Consider the following 18,490-nt stretch of genomic DNA (forward strand, 5'->3'; position numbering starts at 1 on the left):
TTGAACATCATGGACAGAAACGATCAGCAAGCGATCGGACAGCTCTTCGAGAAGTTGGCAAACGCCGAGCGCCAGGCGCCGCCGCGCGATGCCGAAGCAGAGCGCTTCATCCAGGACCAGATCACCCAGCAGCCTGGGGCGCCATATTACATGGCCCAGACGATCGTGGTGCAGGAGCAGGCCCTGAACGCAGCTCAGGCGCGCATAGAAGAACTGGAGGAGCAGGCGCGGCAGCCGGCCGGCGGTGGACCGCTCAGCGGCTTGTTCGGCCGCAGCGGCGGCAGGCGCTCAGGCTCGGTTCCGCGGGTAGGGCGCACCGCCTCCGTTGCAACTGAAGGGCCGCAGGACACGCCACAGCGGGCAGGCGGCGGTTTTCTTGCCGGCGCCGCGCAGACCGCGATGGGCGTGGCGGGCGGCGTGCTGCTCGGCAACGCGATCGCCGGCGTGTTTGGCGGCAGCGAAGCGAAGGCAGCTGAACAGCCGACGCCGCAGCCGGACGAAGCCGATCAGGCAGGCGATTCCAGCTCCGATAATGGCGGTGACTTCGGTGATATGGAGTTCTGACGAGCGACCCAGCCTGTGCCTGTGCTGGCGCTGGTGACGATTGCGGGTCAGCATAGGCGAGGTGGCGAGGGCAACATCCGGGAAGCGAGCCCTCGCCGGCGGCTAATAGCCCAGGCGCTTCAGTTCAGCCTTGACCGCCGCGATCGTCTTGAAGCGGAAGTGCTTCGTTGCGCCGTCTCGCCAATGGCAGTCGCATGTGGCATCGAACTTCCGGCTCGCTTTCAATTGAGTCAGCGCCTTCTGACCTGGCTTGGGGCCATCGAAGATGCGAACTTCGTAGAGCGTCCCTTCGACATCGTAGTGCATCTGAGCCCAGGAAAGTATCACGATCAGTTCCTTTGCCGGGTCGTGGTCGGCGTTGGCGAGGCCGAGCGCTATGTCCGGTGTGTCGCCCTCTTGTTCACCGATCGTGACCTGGATTACGCGATATCTGTTGTCAGCTAGCCGTTGCAGCGCGACGAGCGGGCGTTCCGGATAGTCCTCAGCGGTCTGGTAATCGACGAAGAGTGTCTGGAGGCCGTTCCAGCTCGCTACTGCGGTGTGCGGATCAGCATTGTCGGCGAACCCAACAACACGTTTGGCGAAAGCCAGGTCGTTCTCGCCTGGCGCACGATCAAAGTCCTGCGCTCGCGCGCCAGTGAGGGCGCAGGCGAGGGTGAGGGCAAGACTTGCAAGCAGCGGAAGCGTCTTCATGATTCGCAACCCTAGCATGCCCGTTGCCCCACAGCGCTGTTGCGAATGTCTAAGAGTGACCGGCCTGATCTCGCCGCCAACGGATGCTATAGGCGTAGTCGCATAAGATAGATTATGGAACTAGTTGGCCGATTGGATGTGACGTGAAGATAGCACCTCGCGAGATCCAACTCGGGAACCCAGGCGGTAAAAACTTAGTCTTTCACGCTGGATTCGTAAGGGATTTCGATTGTCATGCCGTCATAAGCAGGCTCGACGTTGGCCGGCGTCTCGGCCATTACCGTAGCGTAGTCGAGTGGCACATGCATATGCGTCAGCACCGCGTTCTTCGGCGCCAGTCTTTCGATCCAGCCAAGCGCCTGGCCAAGCGACAGATGGCTCGGATGGACGGTGTATTGCAGCGCGTCGATGACCAGCATGTCCAGCCCGCGCAAACGCTTGGCGGTCGCCTCCGGAAAGTCGCTGACGTCAGGGCAATAGGCCAGCCCGCCGATGCGGAAACCCAGCGAGGTGATGTCGCCATGGAGCTGCAGCAGCGGTTCGAGGGTGAGGGCGCCGCCCTCGCCTGCGATCACCACCGGCCTGTGGTGGTCGATGATATGGGCGTTGACGATCGGCGGATACGAACTGCCTTTCGGTGTTTCGAAACAGTAGCGGAACGCCTCGCGTAGGCGCAGCATGGTAGCCTGATCCGCATGGATGTCGATCCGGTGGCGCTGCTCGAGCACGAAGCCGCGCAAATCGTCGATGCCGTGGATATGGTCGGCATGCGGATGTGTATAGACCACCGCATCGATGCGCTTGACCGATGCCAGCAGCATCTGCTCGCGGAAATCCGGGCCGGTGTCGATGACGACCGTGGTCCGGGCGCCACTCGCCGCGATCCGCTCGACGAGCGCTGCGGTGCGCGTGCGCCGGTTCCGGGGGTTCGCGGGATCACAATTGCCCCAGTCGCCGGTGATGCGTGGCGTGCCCGGCGATGAGCCGCAGCCGAGGACGGTAAGACGTAACCGGTCGCTCATGCGTCAGGCGCCCGGCGCGCTCGGGCGCGGCATTTTCCTGAACAGCCGGAAGAAATTATCCGTGGTGATATTAGCGATCTCGGCCTCGCTGAAGCCGATCGTCTCGGCCAGCACCTTGGCTGTATGCGCGACATAGGCGGGCTCATTACGCTTGCCGCGAAACGGGATCGGCGCAAGGTATGGCGCGTCGGTTTCGACCAGCAGACGGTCGCGCGGCACATCGGCGGCGACGGCGCGCAGCTCGGCGGAGTTCTTGAAGGTCAGGATGCCGGAAAACGAGACGTAGCCGCCGAGCGCCACGCCGATCTCGGCCAGCCGGCGCGCCGACGAAAAACAGTGCAGGATGAAGGGGAAGGCACCCTTCCCCGTTTCTTCTTCGAGGATATCAGCCATGTCGTCGTCGGCGTCGCGCGAATGGATGACCAGCGGCAGACCGGTCACGCGCGCCGCGGCGATGTGGGTGCGAAAGCCCTGCGCCTGTGCGTCGCGCGGCGCATGATCGTAGAAATAGTCGAGTCCGGCCTCGCCGATCGCCACCACTTTGCGATGAGCAGAGAGCCGCACCAGATCATCGACAGTGACATCAAGCTCTTCGGCCGCATTATGCGGATGGGTGCCGACCGAGCAATAGACCTCATCGAAAGTCTCTGCAATCTCAAGCACTTGGTTAAATCGCTTCACCCTCGTCGAGATCGTCACCATTCGGCCGATGCCGGCCGCTAGGGCGCGGGCGACAATGGCCGCCCGCTCTTCGGCGAAATCCGGAAAGTCGAGGTGGCAGTGACTGTCGACCAGCATCAGGCGTTCGCGTCCTGCTTTTCGTAACGCGGAAAGACCGCCTCCGGCGCGGGCAATGCCGTGCCGGGCACCAGCGCATAGTCGGCGTGGACATGCGCAAAGTCACGGTTGTCTGCCGGCACCGCCAGCAGGTCGAGCAGCTTAGCAGCCGACCCCGGAACAAAGGGCTGGCAGAGCAGCGTGACGCGCCGGACGACTTCGATCGTCGTCCACAGAACTGTCTTCATACGCTCTGGATCGCTTTTGCTTAGCGCCCAGGGTTGCTGAGAGGCGAAATAGCGGTCAGCTTCGGCCACCACTCCGAAGATCGCCGCCAGCGCCAAATGGATGCCCTGATCCGCCATCGCCTTTCGCGCGACGGCGAGTGCCCCCACCGCTTGGTCGAGGATGGCGCTGTCGGCTTCGGTCAGTTCGCCGCGCTTTGGCACCGCGCCGCTGCAGTTCTTGGCGATCATCTTCAGCGAGCGCTGCGCCAGATTGCCGAGGCCATTGGCAAGGTCGGCATTGGTGCGGTTGACGATCGCATCATGGCTGTAGCTGCCGTCCTGGCCGAACGGCACTTCGCGCAGCAAGAAATAGCGCACCTGGTCGAGGCCGTAGTGCTCGATCATCGCGAACGGGTCGATGACGTTGCCGACCGACTTCGACATTTTCTCGCCGCGGTTGAACAAAAAACCATGCGCGAACACGCGCTTCGGCAATTCGATGCCAGCCGACATCAGGAAAGCCGGCCAGTAGACCGCGTGGAAGCGGACGATGTCCTTGCCGATGACGTGCGCGTTTGCCGGCCAGAACGACCATCTCTCATTGGCCGGATCCGGATAGCCGGCGGCGGTGATGTAGTTGGTCAAGGCGTCGACCCAGACATACATCACATGCTTCTCGTCGCCCGGCACCGGGATGCCCCAGTCGAACGTGGTGCGCGAGATCGATAGGTCCTTCAGGCCGGACCTGACGAAGCTCATCACCTCATTGCGCCTCTCGGCAGGACCGACGAAATCGGGCTGGTTTTCGTAAAGTGCAAGGAGCCTGTCCTGATAAGCCGACAGCCGGAAGAAGTAGCTCTCTTCCTCGACCCATTCGACCGGCGTCCCCTGCGGCCCATAGCGGACATTGTCGGCACGCACCTCGGTCTCTTCTTCGCCGTAATAGGCTTCGTCACGCACCGAGTACCAGCCGGCATAGCCGCCTTTATAGACGTCGCCATTGGCGGCCATCGCCTTCCAGATCGCCTGCGAGGCCTTGTAGTGCCGCTTTTCCGTGGTGCGGATGAAATCGTCGTTGGAGGCATCGAGCGCGACGGCCATGCGCTCGAAATCGGCCGAGTTGCGGTCTGCCAGCTCGCGCGCTGAAATACCTTCTCTCTTCGCCGTTTGCAGCATCTTGATGCCGTGCTCGTCGGTGCCGGTGAGAAAGAGCACGTCCTTACCGTCGAGCCGCTGGAAGCGGGCCAGCGCGTCGGTGGCAATCAACTCGTAGGCATGGCCGATATGCGGTTTGCCGTTCGGATAGGAAATAGCCGTCGTGACGTAGTATTTTTCGCGTGCCATGGATGAGCCGTCATGAATGTCTGAATGAAAGATGTCGCGGTGAGATATCGCATCGAAACGGCAATTGCCATCCGACGCCAATGTGGTGGCTTCGAAGTTCCTGCGATTGATTGGGATCAATACTCAGGGGCTTCAAAGCCACGCCAGCGGCCGTCACATTCGCATTGCAGAATTCAGGCGGTCGATCATGGTCAGGGCGTGCTGCTTTTTGTCGAGATTGTAGGTCTCGGTTTCAGATATAGCGTTCAAAGCCTCGTGCCAAGTATCCGACAGCGTTTTGGCCCGCGCGAGATCGCCGGCGAGCGCGGCCTGGCTGGCGCCGGCCGACAGCAGATCAAGCGCGCGGCGATTGAATATCTCGAACGGGATTGCCTGGTCGCGGCCGGCGACCGCCTCGGCAAGACGGTAGGCGCCTGCGACATCTATCTTCTTGGACATCACCAGGGCGTCGAGGGTGGCGGCGATTTCGAGCCCTCCATACTGCGTCAACAGGATCGCATTGCGCGCGCTGCCCCCTGCCCGCTCCGCCAGCGCCGCGCGCGCCCCAGGATCCTCCGGTGGCGGCGGCTCGATGCCTTCCAGAACCGTCATCAAGCTCTCGGCATCGAGCGGCGCCAACCGCACCATCTGGCAGCGCGACCGGATCGTCGGCAGCAGACTGCCCGGCGCATGGACGATGAGGATGAACAAGGTGCGCGCGGGTGGCTCTTCAAGATTCTTCAGCAAGGCATTGGCAGCATTGGTGTTCATGTCGTCGGCGGGATCGACGATAACCACCCGGTAGCTGCCGTCGTGCGAGGTCAGCGACAGAAAACGGCTGACCTTGCGGATTTCGTCGACCGTGACCACTGTCTTGAAGCTCTTGGTCTTGTCGTTCGCCGGGCGTGTAAGATGCAGCACCGAAGGATGCGCGCCGGTGGCGATCTGTCGAAACAGCGACGAAGCCGGATCTGGAACGGCAAGGCTTTCCGGCGCCTGCTCGAAGGCCGGGTGCTTCAACAGATGATGCGCCAGGTGAAAGGCCAGCGTCGCCTTGCCGATGCCAACCGGTCCGGCAAAGATCAGTGCGTGCGGCAGCTTTCCCGAGCGGTAAGCGGTGGCGAGCATGTTGGCCGCCTGCAGGTGACCGACAAGACGCGGCGTCTCGGATGGCTCGGGCACCCCGTCCAGCGTATCGTGCTGTTCGGGCGCGATGCGTTCGAAAATCATGCTGGCGCCGCCTGCCTTCTTTGCGCCGGCATCATCCTCTCGAGAGCCGCGAAGACCGCGGCGGTAACGACATCCTCCACCGCATCTAGGTCGGCTGAGGCATCGACGACAACGCAGCGTTCGGGTTCAGCTGAGGCGATCGCGAGAAACGCCTCGCGCCGGCGTTGGTGGATGGCCAATGTTTCTTTCTCGAAGCGGTCCGGTCCGTCACTGCTGCCCCGCCGGGCGGTAGCGCGCCTCAGGCCCTCGGCGGGGTCGATGTCGAAGATCAGTGTCATGTCCGGCACCATGCCGTTGATGGCGACCTTCTCCAATGCGTCCATGAATGCCGGGTCGAGGCCGCCGGTGACGCCCTGGTAGACGCGCGAGGAATCCATGAAACGATCGCAAAGCACGACCGAACCGCGCTCGACTGCCGGCCGGATGACCTGTTCGACATGGTCGGAACGCGCAGCGGCGAAAAGCAGCGCTTCCATCTTGGGGCCGAACGGCTCGGCTGCGCCTGAAAGCAGGACATGCCTGACCGCCTCCGCGCCCGGCGAGCCACCCGGCTCACGTGTCACCAGCACATCGTATTTCTTGGCGCGCATCTTCTTTGCCAGCCGCTCGATCTGCGTCGACTTGCCTGCTCCTTCGCCGCCTTCAAAAGTGATGAAAAATCCGCGCGCCAAAGCCTTTGTCCATACTTCGGGGACCGTATAGTCCCGGCGGGAAAAAAGGTCCACCGCGACGGTGCTAACGCAGCCAGCCGACGGCCAGTTCCTTGGCGGCATCGAGCGCGCGCTGCGGCAGCGAACCGACACCGATCGACTCGGCGGCAAACAGCGGCGTCTCCTGGCTCAGCGTATCGCCGATCCAGACGCGCAGCGTACCCACCGGCTGCCCCTCCTCCACCGGCGCTGCCACCGGTCCGTCATAGACGATCCTGGCGGTGAGCTTGTCGCGGTTGGTGATCGGCAGGAAGATCTGCACCGGTCCTTTTGCCTTTAATGCGACACCGGACTTGGCGCCGCCAAAGACCTGGGCTTCGCCAACCACTTCGTCCTTGGCGAATACTTCAGTCTTCTCGAAGGAGCGAACGCCCCAGTCGAGCAGCTTTCGCGCTTCCTCAGCACGCTCACGGTCGTTTGCCAGGCCGCTCATCGCCGCGATCACCCTTGTGCCGTTGTGGCTGACCGAGCCAACAATGCCGAACCCGGATTGCTCGCTGGCACCGACCGCGAGCCCGTCGGCGCCTATGTCCATGCCCAGTAGCGGATTGCGGTTCCTCTGGGAAATCTTGTTCCAGGTAAAATCCTTCTGGCCGTAATAGCGGTAGAGATCCGGGTAGTTGCGCCAGATATGCAGCGCCAGAAGCGCGAGTTCGCGAACGCTCGTTTGCTGCCCATCGGCCGGCAGACCGGTGGAATTGACGAAAGTCGATTTCTGCAAGCCGATCTGGCGGGCACGCTCGGTCATCTGCGCCGCGAAGTTTGCTTCGGACCCGGCCATCCCTTCAGCGATGACGATACAGCCGTCATTGGCCGCCTGCACGGTCACGCCCTGGATCAGGTCTTCCAGCCGGATCGTCGACTTGAGCTTGGCGAACATGGTCGATGTCCCCGAAGGAGCGCCGCCTTTGCGCCAGGCGTTCTCGCTCACCACGAAGGTATCATCGAGCGTCATGCGCCCTGATTTGATGGCGTCGAAAACCACTTCCATCGTCATCAGCTTGGCCAGCGAGGCCGGCGGGATCAACCTGTCGGCGTCCTTGGAAAACAGCACGGTTCCGGTTTCGGCATCGATCATGAAGGCCTGCGCGGCCTTGGTCTCGAAAAGCTGAGCTGAGGCCTGCGCAAGCGAGAGCAGCAGCAGGCCGAGCGCCATAAGCCCGGTGAAAGGGTGAAAAGATTTCATCAGGTTCGACCAGTGAGCCGGCGCTTTTGCAAGTTGGCAGAAGCTATCAGGCTTTTGCCTGGCGGATCAATCGCGCGCGAAAAAACCAGGCAGCCCCGAGCTCAGTTGCGTACAGCAAGCGCATCCGGCGCACCATGCGACCACGCTGCCTGCAGCATCTCGTCCAGGCTGCCACGACCATCGGCAAAGAGGTTGACCGAGTACCATTCCTTGCCTTCAAGTTCCGAGCGCTGGATTTCGGTCTTGCCGAAGCTGGAAAGCTGGGCAGCCACACGCTCCGCTTCGGCGGCATTCTCGAACGAACCCGCCGCGACATAGTCCGTGGGCGACCCGGTTGGAGGAGCTTGCCGCTTCCACGATTGAAGAATTTCGGCGGGCGACATGCCGGCGCCATCCAGCCCGGCAAACGCGTTGGAGGCGCGTTGCACGCGCTCGTCCGCATAAGACAGCGACGCCACGGTGAACGGCGATTGCGCCGGCAGGTTGATCTCCGGGCGCTCCGGCACGATCGGGCCGAAATCGGGCAGTACAATGTCTCCCAAAGCAGATGCTTGCACTGCCATGACAGGCCCTGCATCGGATCCCTGCCCGGAATTCGTCAGCTGACCAGGGAACGGCACGGCAGCAGCGCTCACCGGCAGGCTTGGCGACGGCCCATTCATCGCGACCATGACGCCGCTGGGCAGACCGTCCGACGGATCCGGCGCCCTGTTGCCTGGACGATACGAAGCCACCAGATACTGCCCGTCATTGCCTTCGAGCGGCGCACGGCCGACATATTCAACCTTCACCTCGGCCGTACCGACATTGGCATAATCGAGCATTTCAGCAGCGCACTTCGACACATCGATGATGCGTCCATCATGATAGGGCCCGCGGTCGTTGACGCGCACGATCACCGAGCTGCCGGTCTTCATGTTGGTGACCCGCGCATAGCTCGGCAGCGGCATGGTCGGATGCGCCGCCGTCAGATCTGCCATGTCGTAGACTTCGCCGTTGGCGGTCAACCGGCCGTGGAAGGCCTCACCGTACCAGGATGCGAGGCCAACCTTGGCGTAACGTTTGTCTTCCTTCGGATAATACCACTTGCCGCGCACCTGATAGGGCTTGCCGAGCTGGTCGCGTCCGCGAGACGTCTTGAACATGACGCGCGGGCTGGCTTTCACGCCGTATTCGGCTTCAGAAAAATATTCCTTGGAGCGAGGTTTCTTGTTGACCATCGCCTTTTGCTGCGGCCCGGCACATGCTGCAAGAAAGGCTGCCGACAAGGCAAACAGCGCGAAAGCGGAAGCGCGACGAAGACGCGGGCGCGCCGTGGTCTGCATATTTTGATTGTCCCCTATAGCATCGACGAAGGCACCGCAGCATGAACGTCAGCGATGCCAAAGCACCCACTCCAGAAACGCCGGCGACGCCCTACCCCAATCCTTTTTGTGCGCAGGAATTGTTTATCACCGTATTAACCGATTGTGGTCGGAACCGGGCGAGATTGTGGCACGGACCGCCTCGCTGATCGGCATGAAAATCATCGCTTATCGATCAGAAACGCCGTTCGTGGCACACTTTGCCCCTGGCTTGGCGTGTCTGCGAGCGCAGATTCAGGGACCGAATATCACAAGTTCGGTGAACGTCAGATCTCCAGGTGCGGGTGGTCTGGGACCTTTGAAGTATTTCAGCCCCTTGTTGGGGCGGTACCATCCCACCAAGCCTGGAATCGGCTCCTTGGCGTCGACAAAGCAAACCAGGATTCCGCTTCGCAAGAGAAAGCGCCCCATCGCACCGGCGCAGCGGCTCAAATCCGCAAGCGAGCGGCAATAGATGACCTGATGGCACTGGATAACACCGTGCAACATTCGGCGCGGCATCAATAGCAGGGGGAACGCTGCTCCGTCGCAAATGCAGATCAACGACAGGCAGCCCAGCGCGGCGTGTTCCGAGAGTATGTATCTCTCACTCTCGGGCAGCATCGCCAATTCCGGAAGATCGGGACGCACCTCGACCACGCGACATGACCGCTGCGCCGAACTCAAAGCCGGCAAGAAGGTAAATTGTCCGCTGGAGAAGAGCCGAAAGCCTAGCGCCCGGTTGGCTTTCAATGTCGCTTGTGCAGGCGAAATGTTGGTGTAGGTCACGTCCTTCCGCTTGAGAACCGCCGCAACCAACATGGCGCCATAGGGACGGAAATCTGCATCGACTGACCAGCTTGAAAGATTGCAGCGAATTTCCTCGCTCTCCGACCCCTGATAGCGAGCATAAAGGGTGAGCACAACGCCGACGATCCGACCGGCATGCTCCAAAGCAAAGCCATATTGTGGGAACTCGGCAACCACAGGCCGCTGCGACAAGCGGGTCAGAGCGTGTATCCAGTAACTCCGGTTACGCGCCGGAAAGCCCCTGCACAGGCAATCAACCACTCCCTCCCAGTCGGTTTCGCGGATTGGTCTACAGCGAAGACCGGGCGGGAGAGCGCCAAGTACGGCCAAAATCAACTCCAGAATACGATTTACTTACATGTGCCTAATGCGCTCGCATATCAGCGCTCAACGATCCGTGCGGGTTTTAAAAACGATTTTCCACACTCAGCACAAACACAGCTCGCCATGACGTTGCTCACCGCCCTGGACCGCGCCGAAAGGTGCGGCCGCCACGGTTGACTTGGCGTTGAATGCGGCTTTACAGGAATGGAGCGCGAACCGGTCGGGGAACGTCCTGGTGCCAATCCGGTACCGACAGCTCGAACCCGCTCCTCTCGCGATATCCTAAGTGATTGAAAAATCACCTTGGAGGGATGGCCGAGCGGTTTAAGGCACCGGTCTTGAAAACCGGCGTGGGTGCAAGCCCACCGTGGGTTCGAATCCCACTCCCTCCGCCATATCCGTCCAATTTCTTCAATCCTGCAGGCATGACGTCGAGTTTTCCGCTCGTCGGATTCTCGACTGCCTGGGTTTAACAGGCCGGTCCGCTTCGGGGAGAACCGCCGCTCTGCCTCATGCAGCGCACCACCTCTCGCGTCGCTGAAATGCGACAGGTGCTGATCGTGGCAACGATACCAAAGTACCGGTGATACTATTGCGTAATCAACAACCTGCCACAAAGCGAAGACTGTCACCCGCCGCGCAGCCGCGCTCGTCGGGTTGATTTCTCCGCCCGAATATGATGCTTCTCCCGCCTATGAACAAACTATTTTCTGCGGTCCTCGGATGGACGATAGTGGCTTGGCCGGCCAGCGCGATGGACAGCGCATTGCGCGCCGGCCTGCTGAAACTCGATCCGCAAACCCGGCTGGAGCAGCGATGCGACGCCGAAATTCTCGACCGGATTACCCGCGACGACCACAAATACAAAGCCGATCGTGTCGTCGCCTACGCTTTTGCGACGCCCGAAATGGGCGCCGATGCGATCAAGAGCCCGGGTGCTGCGTTTCGCAGCAAGGGACAGTGGTACCGGCTGAAATTCAAATGCGAAACAGCGCCGGACCATATGGAAGTCCTGCAGCTCCGCTACCGGATCGGTGATGAAATTCCGGAAAGCGACTGGCCCAAATACAATCTCTATAACTAGGCATTCGCGACCTGTGGCCGCATTTTGCCGGTGTTCGGGCCGATCGTCGCAAACTCTGTATATTGCCGCAATAACGGGCGGTTTGCCGACCTTGTTCCAACCAGTCCCTTGACGCGCGGGAACCATACACGTTAGGCCCTCCAGGCATTCGACGCGAACGGTCGGCCAACCAGCAAGGGACTTCCAGTCGATGGAAATTTTCACTGCCGCGGGCTTCTCTGCCCTGCTCCAGGTCATCGCCATCGACCTCGTGCTTGCAGGCGATAACGCCATCGTCATCGGCTTGGCCGCGGCGGGCTTGCCGGTCGAGCAGCGCAAGAGAGCGATTCTCATCGGCGTGGTGGCGGCGACGGTGCTGCGTATCGGTTTTGCTGCGATCACCGTCACCCTGTTACAGATTGTCGGCCTGCTGCTGGCCGGCGGCATCTTGCTGCTGTGGGTGTGCTGGAAGATGTATCGCGAGCTGCGCACGTCGTATGCCGACGAGGTGGAGGCGACCGAAGCGCTGTCAAATTCCGATATCAACAGCGATGATATGGTGGCCGGCAAGGCGCGCAAGAAGACCTTGGGTCAGGCGGCATTGCAGATCGTCATCGCCGACGTGTCGATGTCGCTCGACAACGTACTGGCGGTCGCCGGCGCGGCGCGCGATCACTTCCAGGTGCTGGTGATAGGCCTCGTCCTGTCGATCGCGCTGATGGGCCTTGCCGCGAGCTTCATCGCCAAGCTGCTGCACCGCCATCGCTGGATCGCCTATATTGGCCTTTTGATCATCTTCTATGTCGCACTCGATATGATCTACCGGGGCGCGGTGGAAGTCTTGCCGCATGTCAGCAGTGCGGTGAGCTGACACGCCGACTCGAATTCTCATCGGTCGGCCTTTCAGCTTCGGCGAGCCTTCGGCGACGCTGGCGGTTGCGTTTCGCCGCAGCCGCTGCCCATACCAATGCCGCGACAAGTGTGATACTGCGCCGCCAATCCTGAAAATCCGGAAAAGCTTAGATGTCCGCCCCTCGCGTCAGTTTCGTCAGCCTTGGATGCCCGAAAGCCCTTGTGGATTCGGAGCGCATTATCACCCGCCTGCGCGCCGAAGGCTACGAGATCGCCCGCAAGCACGACGGCGCCGACCTGGTCGTCGTCAACACCTGTGGCTTCCTCGATTCGGCTCGCGACGAATCGCTCAACGCCATCGGCTCCGCACTTTCGGAGAATGGCAAAGTTATCGTCACCGGCTGCCTCGGCGCCGAGCCGGACGTCATCCGTGAAAGACATCCGAACGTCCTCGCCATCACCGGACCACAAGCTTATGAAAGCGTGATGGCGGCGGTGCATGAGGCTGCCCCCCCGAGCCATGATCCCCACATCGACCTTTTGCCGCCGCAAGGGGTCAAGCTCACGCCGCGCCACTATGCGTATCTCAAGATTTCGGAAGGCTGCAACAACCGCTGCACCTTCTGCATCATCCCGGCGCTCCGTGGCGACCTCGTATCGCGGCCGGCGGCCGACGTGTTGCGCGAAGCCGAGAAGCTGGCCAAGGCCGGGGTCAAGGAGATCCTCGTCATCTCGCAGGATACCAGCGCCTACGGCATCGATATCAAATACCAGACCAGCATGTTCGGCGATCGCGAAGTGCGGGCGAAATTCCTCGATCTATCGGAAGAACTGGGCAAGCTCGGTGTCTGGGTGCGCATGCACTATGTCTATCCCTACCCGCATGTCGCGGACGTCATCCCACTGATGGCCGAAGGCAAGATCGTTCCCTATCTCGACATTCCGTTCCAGCACGCCTCGCCGCAGGTGCTGAAGAACATGCGCCGGCCCGCCCATGGCGAAAAGACGCTCGAGCGTATTCGCGGCTGGCGCGACATCTGCCCGGACCTTGCCATCCGCTCCACCTTCATCGTCGGCTTCCCCGGCGAGACGGATGACGATTTCGAGATGCTGCTCGACTGGCTGGACGAGGCCAAGATCGACCGCGCCGGCTGTTTCAAATACGAGCCGGTCAGAGGCGCCCGCTCCAACGAGCTCGGCCTCGAGCAAGTGCCGCAGGAGATCAAGGAAGCCCGCTGGCACCGCTTCATGCAGCGCCAGCAGAAGATTTCGGCAACGCAGCTAACCAAGAAAATTGGCAAGCGCCTGCCGGTCCTGATCGACGAGGCGCATGGCAATTCGGCCAAGGGCCGGACCAAATACGACGCGCCCGAAATCGACGGTTCGGTCCATATCCAGTCGCGGCGGCCACTGCGCGCCGGCGAGATCGTCACGGTCAAGATCGAGCGCGCCGACGCTTACGACCTTTACGGCTCAGCAGTCTGATATTCCGTCCAAAATGAAAAGGGCGCCGCGTGGCGCCCTTTCGTTCGATATGTTTCCGACCGCCTACTGCGGCAGCTTGTCGTCGACGCCCTTCACGTAGAAATTCATGCCGAGCAACGTGGCGTCGTCGGCGACCTCGCCCTCCTTCAGCCAAGGTGTGCCGTCCTGCTTGGCGATCGGCCCGGTGAAGGGGTTCCAGCCGTCGGCGATCCTCTTGGTGGTGGCTTCGGCCATCGCCTTGACGTCGTCGGGCATGTTGGTGAACGGCGCCAGCTTGACGGCGCCGTCCTTAATGCCGAGCCAGACATTGTCGGGCTTCCAGGTGCCGTCGAGCGCCGCCTGGACGCGGCTGATGTAGTAGGGACCCCACTCGTCGGTCAGCGAGGTCAGCTGCGCGTGCGGCGCGAACTTGATCATGTCGGAGGACTGCCCGAAGCCGTGCAGCTTGCGCTCCTCCGCCACCTGCAAGGCAGCGGTCGAGTCGGTGTGCTGGACGATGATATCGGCGCCCTGGTCGAACAATGCCTTGGCAGCATCGGCCTCCTTGCCCGGATCGAACCAGGAGTTCACCCACACGATCTTCGCCTTGAAGTTCGGGTTGATCGACTGTGCGCCGAGCATAAAGGAATTTATGCCCATCACCACTTCCGGGATCGGGAAGGAAACGATGTAGCCGGCGACGCCCGACTTCGATTGCTTGGCGGCGATCTGGCCAAGCACGTAGCGGCCTTCGTAGAAACGCGCATTGTAGATGCCGAGATTTTCGGCCGTCTTGTAGCCGGTGGCGTGCTCGAACATCACCTTGGGGAATTTCTTGGCGATCTTCACTTCCGGGTCCATGAAGCCGAAGGACGTGCCGAAAATGATCTTGCATCCCTCGCGCGCCAGGCGCTCGAAGGCGCGGTCGGCATCGGGGCCTTCGGAGACGTTTTCGAGATAGGCGGTCTCGACCTTGTCGCCGAGTGCCTTTTCCACCTCGAGGCGCCCTTGGTCGTGCTGGTAGGAGTAGCCGAAATCGCCGATCGGGCCGGTGTAGACCCAGCACGCCTTCAGCTTGTCCGCCGCCTGGGCTGATGCCGCCAGCGACAATGCGGCCGTCGTCGCCATCAGGGCAATAAGCAGTTTTTTCATTGTGTTACCTCTCTGAGTTAAGCCTTGGAGCTTCCGTCTTTTTGTTGTCAACGATCCGGAACGAATGGCTGGCCCAAGGAGGCCGGCGTGTTCATCATCGTCAAACGCTTGTTGCGCGAGATTAGAACGAGAACCACGACGGTTGCCAGATAGGGCAGCGAAGAAAGCAGTTGCGAGGGAAACGATTTTAAGAACGCAATTAACTTGTAGAGCAACCAGGGCGCGTCGACGAAGTCCTGCAGATTTATGGCTTGGACGTGAAGCTGGCCAACCCAGATCGCGCCGAAAATATAGGCGCCGGCCAGCACCCGCCATGGCCGCCAGGAGGCGAAGACGACCAGAGCCAGCGCGATCCAGCCGCGGCCGGCGGTCATGTTCTCCACCCATTGCGGTGTGTAGACCAGCGATAGGTGACCGCCGGCGAGGCCGGCACAAGCGCCGCCGAAAATCACTGAGAGATAGCGGTAGCGGATGACGTGGATGCCAAGCGCATGGGCGGATGCATGGCTGTCGCCGATCGAGCGCAGCGTGAGCCCGGTGCGGGTCTTGAACAGGAACCACATGACGGCGGCGGTCAGCGCGATCGAGATGTAGAAGATTGGATCCTGGCCGAACAGCAGCCTGCCAACGACCGGGATTGCGGTCAGGCCGGGAATATCGAGGTTTGGCAGCCTTTCGCCGGGCTGGCCGACAAAATTCGTTCCCATCATGCCGGAAAGGCCGAGGCCGAGCAGTGTCAGCGACAGGCCGGTGGCCACCTGATTGGTGGCCAGCGACAGCGTCATGACGGCGAACAGAAGCGAGAACACTGCCCCCATGGTGATTGCCGCCAACAGCCCTATCCAAGGCGAGCCGGTGAGATAGCCGGCGCCGAAACCGCCGACGGCACCCATGATCATCATTCCTTCGACGCCGAGATTGAGCACACCCGAACGTTCGACCACCAGTTCGCCGATCGCCGCGATCAGCAGCGGCGTCGCCGCCGTCGCGATGGTCAAGAGGATGTTGACGGTGATGTCCATCAGCGGGCTTCCTCCAGCTTCGGCCCCGCCTCGAGCTTCGGCGCGGAAAAGCCGGTCAGGCGAATGCGGTAATGGATGAGCGTGTCGCAGCCGAGCACGAAGAACAAAAGCATGCCCTGGAACACGCGCGCCACCTTGTCGGAGATGCCGAGCGCGCTTTGCACTGCCTCGCCGCCCAGATAGGTCAGCGCCAGTACAAGGCCTGCGGCGACGATGCCGAGCGGATTGAGCCGGCCGAGAAATGCCACGATGATAGCGGTAAATCCGTAGCCGGGCGAGATCACCGGCTGCAATTGTCCGATGGCTCCCGAGACCTCCGAAATCCCTGCAAGTCCGGCCAGTGCGCCCGACAGCAGGAAGGCAAAGAAGACCATGCGGTTAAGGCCAAACCCGGCGAAGCGCCCTGCCCTCGGACTTGAGCCGAGCACGCGGACCTCGAAGCCTTTCAGCATACGGCTCATCAGGATCCAGATCAGTATCGCCGCGATCAGCGCGAAGACAAATCCCCAGTTTGCCCGGCCGGATTCCGGGAGGAGTTCCGGCAGTATGGCCGAGTCGTTGAACTGGATGGTCTGCGGGAAACCGTGGCCCTGCGGATCGCGCCACGGCCCGCGTACGAGCCAATCGAGGAAGAGCTGGGCGACATAGACCAGCATCAGGCTGGTCAGGATCTCGTTGGTGTTGAAGCGCGTCTTCAGCAGTGCCGGGATTGCAGCATAGGCGGCCCCACCGACCATGCCGAGCAGAAGCGTCAGCGGCAGCACCAATGGGCCTTCGAACTGCGGAAACAGCACGGGGATGATCGAGCCGACAATGCCGCCCAGGATGAACTGGCCTTCGGCGCCGATGTTCCAGATGTTGGCCTTGTAGCAGACCGACAGTCCGACCGCGATCAGGATCAGGGGGGCGGCCTTGATCGCCAGCTCATGCAGCTGCCAGACCTGGCTGATCGGTTCGATGAAATAGATGCGGAACGCAGTCAACGGGTTGACGCCGAGCAGCGCGAACATGATGGCACCGGCAATGATCGTCAAAACGAAAGCGATGAAAGGCGAGAGTGCCGAAAACAGCATCGAGCGCTGCGGGCGTTTTACAAGTTCGAGGCGCATCAGGCCGTCTCCAGCGTATGTTCGGCATGACCGGGTTCGGCGCCGCCCATCAGCAGCCCGATTTTCTCGAATGTCGCTTCAGCTATCGGCAGCGGCTTCGACAGTTCGCCATTGTGCATGACCGTGATCGCATCGGAAATCTCGAACAGCTCGTCGAGGTCTTGGCTGATCACCAGCACCGCCGAGCCGCTGCGCGCCAGTTCGATCAGTGCCTGGCGGATGTGGGCCGCCGCACCCGCGTCGACCCCCCAGGTCGGCTGATTGACCACCAAGACGCTAGGCCGGCGGTCGAGTTCGCGGCCAACGATGAATTTCTGCAGATTGCCGCCCGAAAGAGCCGCAGCCTCCGGATCCGGCGCGCTCTTGCGCACGTCCATTGCCTTTATGATGCGCTGGGCAGCGGTATGGATCGCATCGCCCTTGACCATTCCACCGGCGCCGACAAACATCTTGCCATCGGTGGCGTGGCGCGACAGAAGCAGGTTCTCCGAAAGCTTCATGCGCGGTGCTGCGCCATGGCCGAGCCGCTCTTCCGGGACGAAGGCAGCGCCCATCAGACGCCTGCCGGTGATGGTGAGGCCGCCGGCATCCTTGCCGCGGATGCGGACCGAGCCGGCATCCTGCTGCAGCACCTCGCCGGAAACGGATTCGAAGAATTCGCCCTGGCCGTTGCCGGCCACACCGGCAATGCCGATCACCTCGCCGGCGCGGACCTCGAGATTGATGTTCCTGAGCGGGATTGAGAACGGGGTCGCCGGCTTGCGGGTGAGTTCGCGGATTTGAAGCAGCACCGGCGCGGTCTCGATACCCTCGGCCGGCGCCCGCACCACGGCCAGCACCTCGTTGCCGACCATCATCCGCGCCAACGAAGACGCGGTTTCCTGGCGCGGATTGCAATGGCCGACCACCTTGCCGTGACGCAGAACGGTGGCGCGGTCGCAGATCCGTTTGACCTCTTCCAGCCGGTGCGAAATGTAGAGGATGGACTTTCCTTCCGAACGCAGCCGTTCGAGCGTCTCGAACAACTTATCGGCCTCCTGCGGCGTCAGCACCGAAGTTGGTTCGTCGAGGATGATAAGTTGCGGCGTCTGCAGCAGGCAGCGGATGATTTCGATACGCTGACGCTCGCCGACCGACAGATCACCGACCAGCGATAGCGGATCGAGAGGCAGGCCGTAACTGTAGGAGAGCGCCCTCGCCTTGGCCGCGATCGTGCTGATCGGCGAGCCGTCATCCAGCGACAGCGCGATGTTCTCAGCCGCCGTCAGTGCTTCGAACAGGGAAAAATGCTGGAAAACCATGCCGATGCCGAGCTTTTTTGCGGTGCCGGGGCTGGTGATCCTGACCGCCTGGCCATTCCAGAAAATCTCGCCGGAATTCGGTTCCAGCGATCCAAACAGCATTTTCACCAGGGTCGACTTGCCGGCGCCGTTTTCGCCAAGCAACGCATGGATCTCGCCCTTGGCGATGTTGAGATCGACATGGTCGCACGCCGTCAACGTGCCGAATATCTTTGTGAGGCCGCGAACCTCAAGCAGGTTTGCGCCGTCCTGATCTGCACTCACGGTGCCTCCATCTGGTTTGCCAGACATGTTCTGTGTTCCCGCAAGCATCGTATG

17 protein-coding genes and 1 tRNA gene are annotated in these 18,490 nt (G+C 61.6%); 5 read left to right on the forward strand and 13 right to left on the reverse strand.

The features are described from left to right. The first annotated feature begins 9 nt into the window (after positions 1-9). Entirely contained in the window at positions 10-564 is a 555-nt protein-coding gene (locus NKK47_RS18865) for a DUF2076 domain-containing protein (protein ID WP_352577855.1), read from the forward strand. 102 nt (positions 565-666) lie between these two features. Here the strand turns inward: NKK47_RS18865 and NKK47_RS18870 are convergent, their stop codons facing one another. The 9 genes from NKK47_RS18870 to NKK47_RS18910 form a co-directional block, all read right to left on the reverse strand. Then, positions 667-1,257 carry a hypothetical protein gene (locus NKK47_RS18870; protein WP_352577856.1) on the reverse strand — a complete coding sequence of 197 codons (591 nt, stop codon included), beginning with the start codon at positions 1,255-1,257 and terminating at the stop codon, positions 667-669. A 194-nt stretch (positions 1,258-1,451) separates the two neighbouring features. Then, a complete protein-coding gene (locus tag NKK47_RS18875; protein WP_352577857.1) occupies positions 1,452-2,279 on the reverse strand; it encodes an MBL fold metallo-hydrolase in 828 nt (275 codons plus the stop codon). A 3-nt stretch (positions 2,280-2,282) separates the two neighbouring features. Continuing rightward, positions 2,283-3,077, reverse strand: coding sequence for a TatD family hydrolase (locus NKK47_RS18880; protein ID WP_352456774.1), 795 nt, complete (start codon positions 3,075-3,077; stop codon positions 2,283-2,285). Next, entirely contained in the window at positions 3,077-4,627 is a 1,551-nt protein-coding gene (gene metG, locus NKK47_RS18885; RefSeq protein ID WP_352577858.1) for a methionine--tRNA ligase, read from the reverse strand. The genes NKK47_RS18880 and metG overlap by 1 nt, the downstream gene beginning before the upstream one ends. Before the next feature lie 153 nt (positions 4,628-4,780). Beyond that, positions 4,781-5,836: a DNA polymerase III subunit delta' gene (locus NKK47_RS18890; protein WP_352448922.1), complete on the reverse strand. Its 1,056-nt coding sequence runs from the start codon at positions 5,834-5,836 to the stop codon at positions 4,781-4,783. Beyond that, positions 5,833-6,507: a dTMP kinase gene (gene tmk, locus NKK47_RS18895; protein WP_352448921.1), complete on the reverse strand. Its 675-nt coding sequence runs from the start codon at positions 6,505-6,507 to the stop codon at positions 5,833-5,835. The genes NKK47_RS18890 and tmk overlap by 4 nt, the downstream gene beginning before the upstream one ends. A gap of 64 nt (positions 6,508-6,571) precedes the next feature. Continuing rightward, entirely contained in the window at positions 6,572-7,702 is a 1,131-nt protein-coding gene (locus NKK47_RS18900) for a D-alanyl-D-alanine carboxypeptidase family protein (RefSeq protein ID WP_352456778.1), read from the reverse strand. Positions 7,703-7,833: 131 nt separating this feature from the next. After that, positions 7,834-9,057, reverse strand: coding sequence for a septal ring lytic transglycosylase RlpA family protein (locus tag NKK47_RS18905; protein ID WP_352577859.1), 1,224 nt, complete (start codon positions 9,055-9,057; stop codon positions 7,834-7,836). Between the two features lie 273 nt (positions 9,058-9,330). Further along, positions 9,331-10,062, reverse strand: coding sequence for a hypothetical protein (locus tag NKK47_RS18910; RefSeq protein WP_352577860.1), 732 nt, complete (start codon positions 10,060-10,062; stop codon positions 9,331-9,333). Positions 10,063-10,514: 452 nt separating this feature from the next. On the opposite strand from NKK47_RS18910, the gene NKK47_RS18915 reads away from it, so the two are divergent. The 4 genes from NKK47_RS18915 to rimO all read left to right on the forward strand — a co-directional run bounded on the left by NKK47_RS18915 (position 10,515) and on the right by rimO (position 13,609). Beyond that, positions 10,515-10,604 (forward strand) — tRNA-Ser (locus NKK47_RS18915). A gap of 281 nt (positions 10,605-10,885) precedes the next feature. Next, positions 10,886-11,293, forward strand: coding sequence for a DUF930 domain-containing protein (locus NKK47_RS18920; protein WP_352577861.1), 408 nt, complete (start codon positions 10,886-10,888; stop codon positions 11,291-11,293). A 190-nt stretch (positions 11,294-11,483) separates the two neighbouring features. Further along, positions 11,484-12,143 (forward strand): TerC family protein, encoded by a 660-nt coding sequence (locus tag NKK47_RS18925; RefSeq protein WP_023675054.1) that lies wholly within the window; start codon positions 11,484-11,486, stop codon positions 12,141-12,143. 152 nt (positions 12,144-12,295) lie between these two features. Beyond that, the gene (gene rimO / locus NKK47_RS18930; RefSeq protein WP_352577862.1) at positions 12,296-13,609 is read left to right on the forward strand and encodes a 30S ribosomal protein S12 methylthiotransferase RimO; all 1,314 of its coding nucleotides are present in this window, start codon (positions 12,296-12,298) and stop codon (positions 13,607-13,609) included. 63 nt (positions 13,610-13,672) lie between these two features. On the opposite strand, the gene NKK47_RS18935 is transcribed toward rimO, so the two are convergent. Genes NKK47_RS18935 through NKK47_RS18950 form a run of 4 tightly spaced genes read right to left on the reverse strand, consistent with a single transcriptional unit; the run spans position 13,673 to position 18,463 of the window. Beyond that, positions 13,673-14,740, reverse strand: coding sequence for a BMP family ABC transporter substrate-binding protein (locus NKK47_RS18935; protein WP_352577863.1), 1,068 nt, complete (start codon positions 14,738-14,740; stop codon positions 13,673-13,675). Between the two features lie 47 nt (positions 14,741-14,787). Further along, positions 14,788-15,762: an ABC transporter permease gene (locus tag NKK47_RS18940; protein ID WP_352448916.1), complete on the reverse strand. Its 975-nt coding sequence runs from the start codon at positions 15,760-15,762 to the stop codon at positions 14,788-14,790. Beyond that, entirely contained in the window at positions 15,762-16,874 is a 1,113-nt protein-coding gene (locus NKK47_RS18945) for an ABC transporter permease (RefSeq protein WP_352456777.1), read from the reverse strand. Before NKK47_RS18945 ends, NKK47_RS18940 begins: the two co-directional genes overlap by 1 nt. After that, positions 16,871-18,463: an ABC transporter ATP-binding protein gene (locus tag NKK47_RS18950; RefSeq protein ID WP_502893792.1), complete on the reverse strand. Its 1,593-nt coding sequence runs from the start codon at positions 18,461-18,463 to the stop codon at positions 16,871-16,873. The genes NKK47_RS18945 and NKK47_RS18950 overlap by 4 nt, the downstream gene beginning before the upstream one ends. Positions 18,464-18,490: the final 27 nt, after the last annotated feature.

The organism is Mesorhizobium sp. M0019 (assembly GCF_040323975.1).
GTDB lineage: Bacteria > Pseudomonadota > Alphaproteobacteria > Rhizobiales > Rhizobiaceae > Mesorhizobium.

What these genes read in the sequence shown, in the direction of transcription:
- NKK47_RS18865 (WP_352577855.1), top strand. Translation starts at nt 10, where the DNA reads ATGGACAGAAACGATCAGCAAGCGATCGGACAGCTCTTCGAGAAGTTG.
- NKK47_RS18870 (WP_352577856.1), bottom strand. Translation starts at nt 1,257, where the DNA reads ATGAAGACGCTTCCGCTGCTTGCAAGTCTTGCCCTCACCCTCGCCTGC.
- NKK47_RS18875 (WP_352577857.1), bottom strand. Translation starts at nt 2,279, where the DNA reads ATGAGCGACCGGTTACGTCTTACCGTCCTCGGCTGCGGCTCATCGCCG.
- NKK47_RS18880 (WP_352456774.1), bottom strand. Translation starts at nt 3,077, where the DNA reads ATGCTGGTCGACAGTCACTGCCACCTCGACTTTCCGGATTTCGCCGAA.
- metG (WP_352577858.1), bottom strand. Translation starts at nt 4,627, where the DNA reads ATGGCACGCGAAAAATACTACGTCACGACGGCTATTTCCTATCCGAAC.
- NKK47_RS18890 (WP_352448922.1), bottom strand. Translation starts at nt 5,836, where the DNA reads ATGATTTTCGAACGCATCGCGCCCGAACAGCACGATACGCTGGACGGG.
- NKK47_RS18900 (WP_352456778.1), bottom strand. Translation starts at nt 7,702, where the DNA reads ATGGCGCTCGGCCTGCTGCTGCTCTCGCTTGCGCAGGCCTCAGCTCAG.
- NKK47_RS18905 (WP_352577859.1), bottom strand. Translation starts at nt 9,057, where the DNA reads ATGCAGACCACGGCGCGCCCGCGTCTTCGTCGCGCTTCCGCTTTCGCG.
- NKK47_RS18920 (WP_352577861.1), top strand. Translation starts at nt 10,886, where the DNA reads ATGATGCTTCTCCCGCCTATGAACAAACTATTTTCTGCGGTCCTCGGA.
- NKK47_RS18925 (WP_023675054.1), top strand. Translation starts at nt 11,484, where the DNA reads ATGGAAATTTTCACTGCCGCGGGCTTCTCTGCCCTGCTCCAGGTCATC.
- rimO (WP_352577862.1), top strand. Translation starts at nt 12,296, where the DNA reads ATGTCCGCCCCTCGCGTCAGTTTCGTCAGCCTTGGATGCCCGAAAGCC.
- NKK47_RS18935 (WP_352577863.1), bottom strand. Translation starts at nt 14,740, where the DNA reads ATGAAAAAACTGCTTATTGCCCTGATGGCGACGACGGCCGCATTGTCG.
- NKK47_RS18940 (WP_352448916.1), bottom strand. Translation starts at nt 15,762, where the DNA reads ATGGACATCACCGTCAACATCCTCTTGACCATCGCGACGGCGGCGACG.
- NKK47_RS18950 (WP_502893792.1), bottom strand. Translation starts at nt 18,463, where the DNA reads ATGTCTGGCAAACCAGATGGAGGCACCGTGAGTGCAGATCAGGACGGC.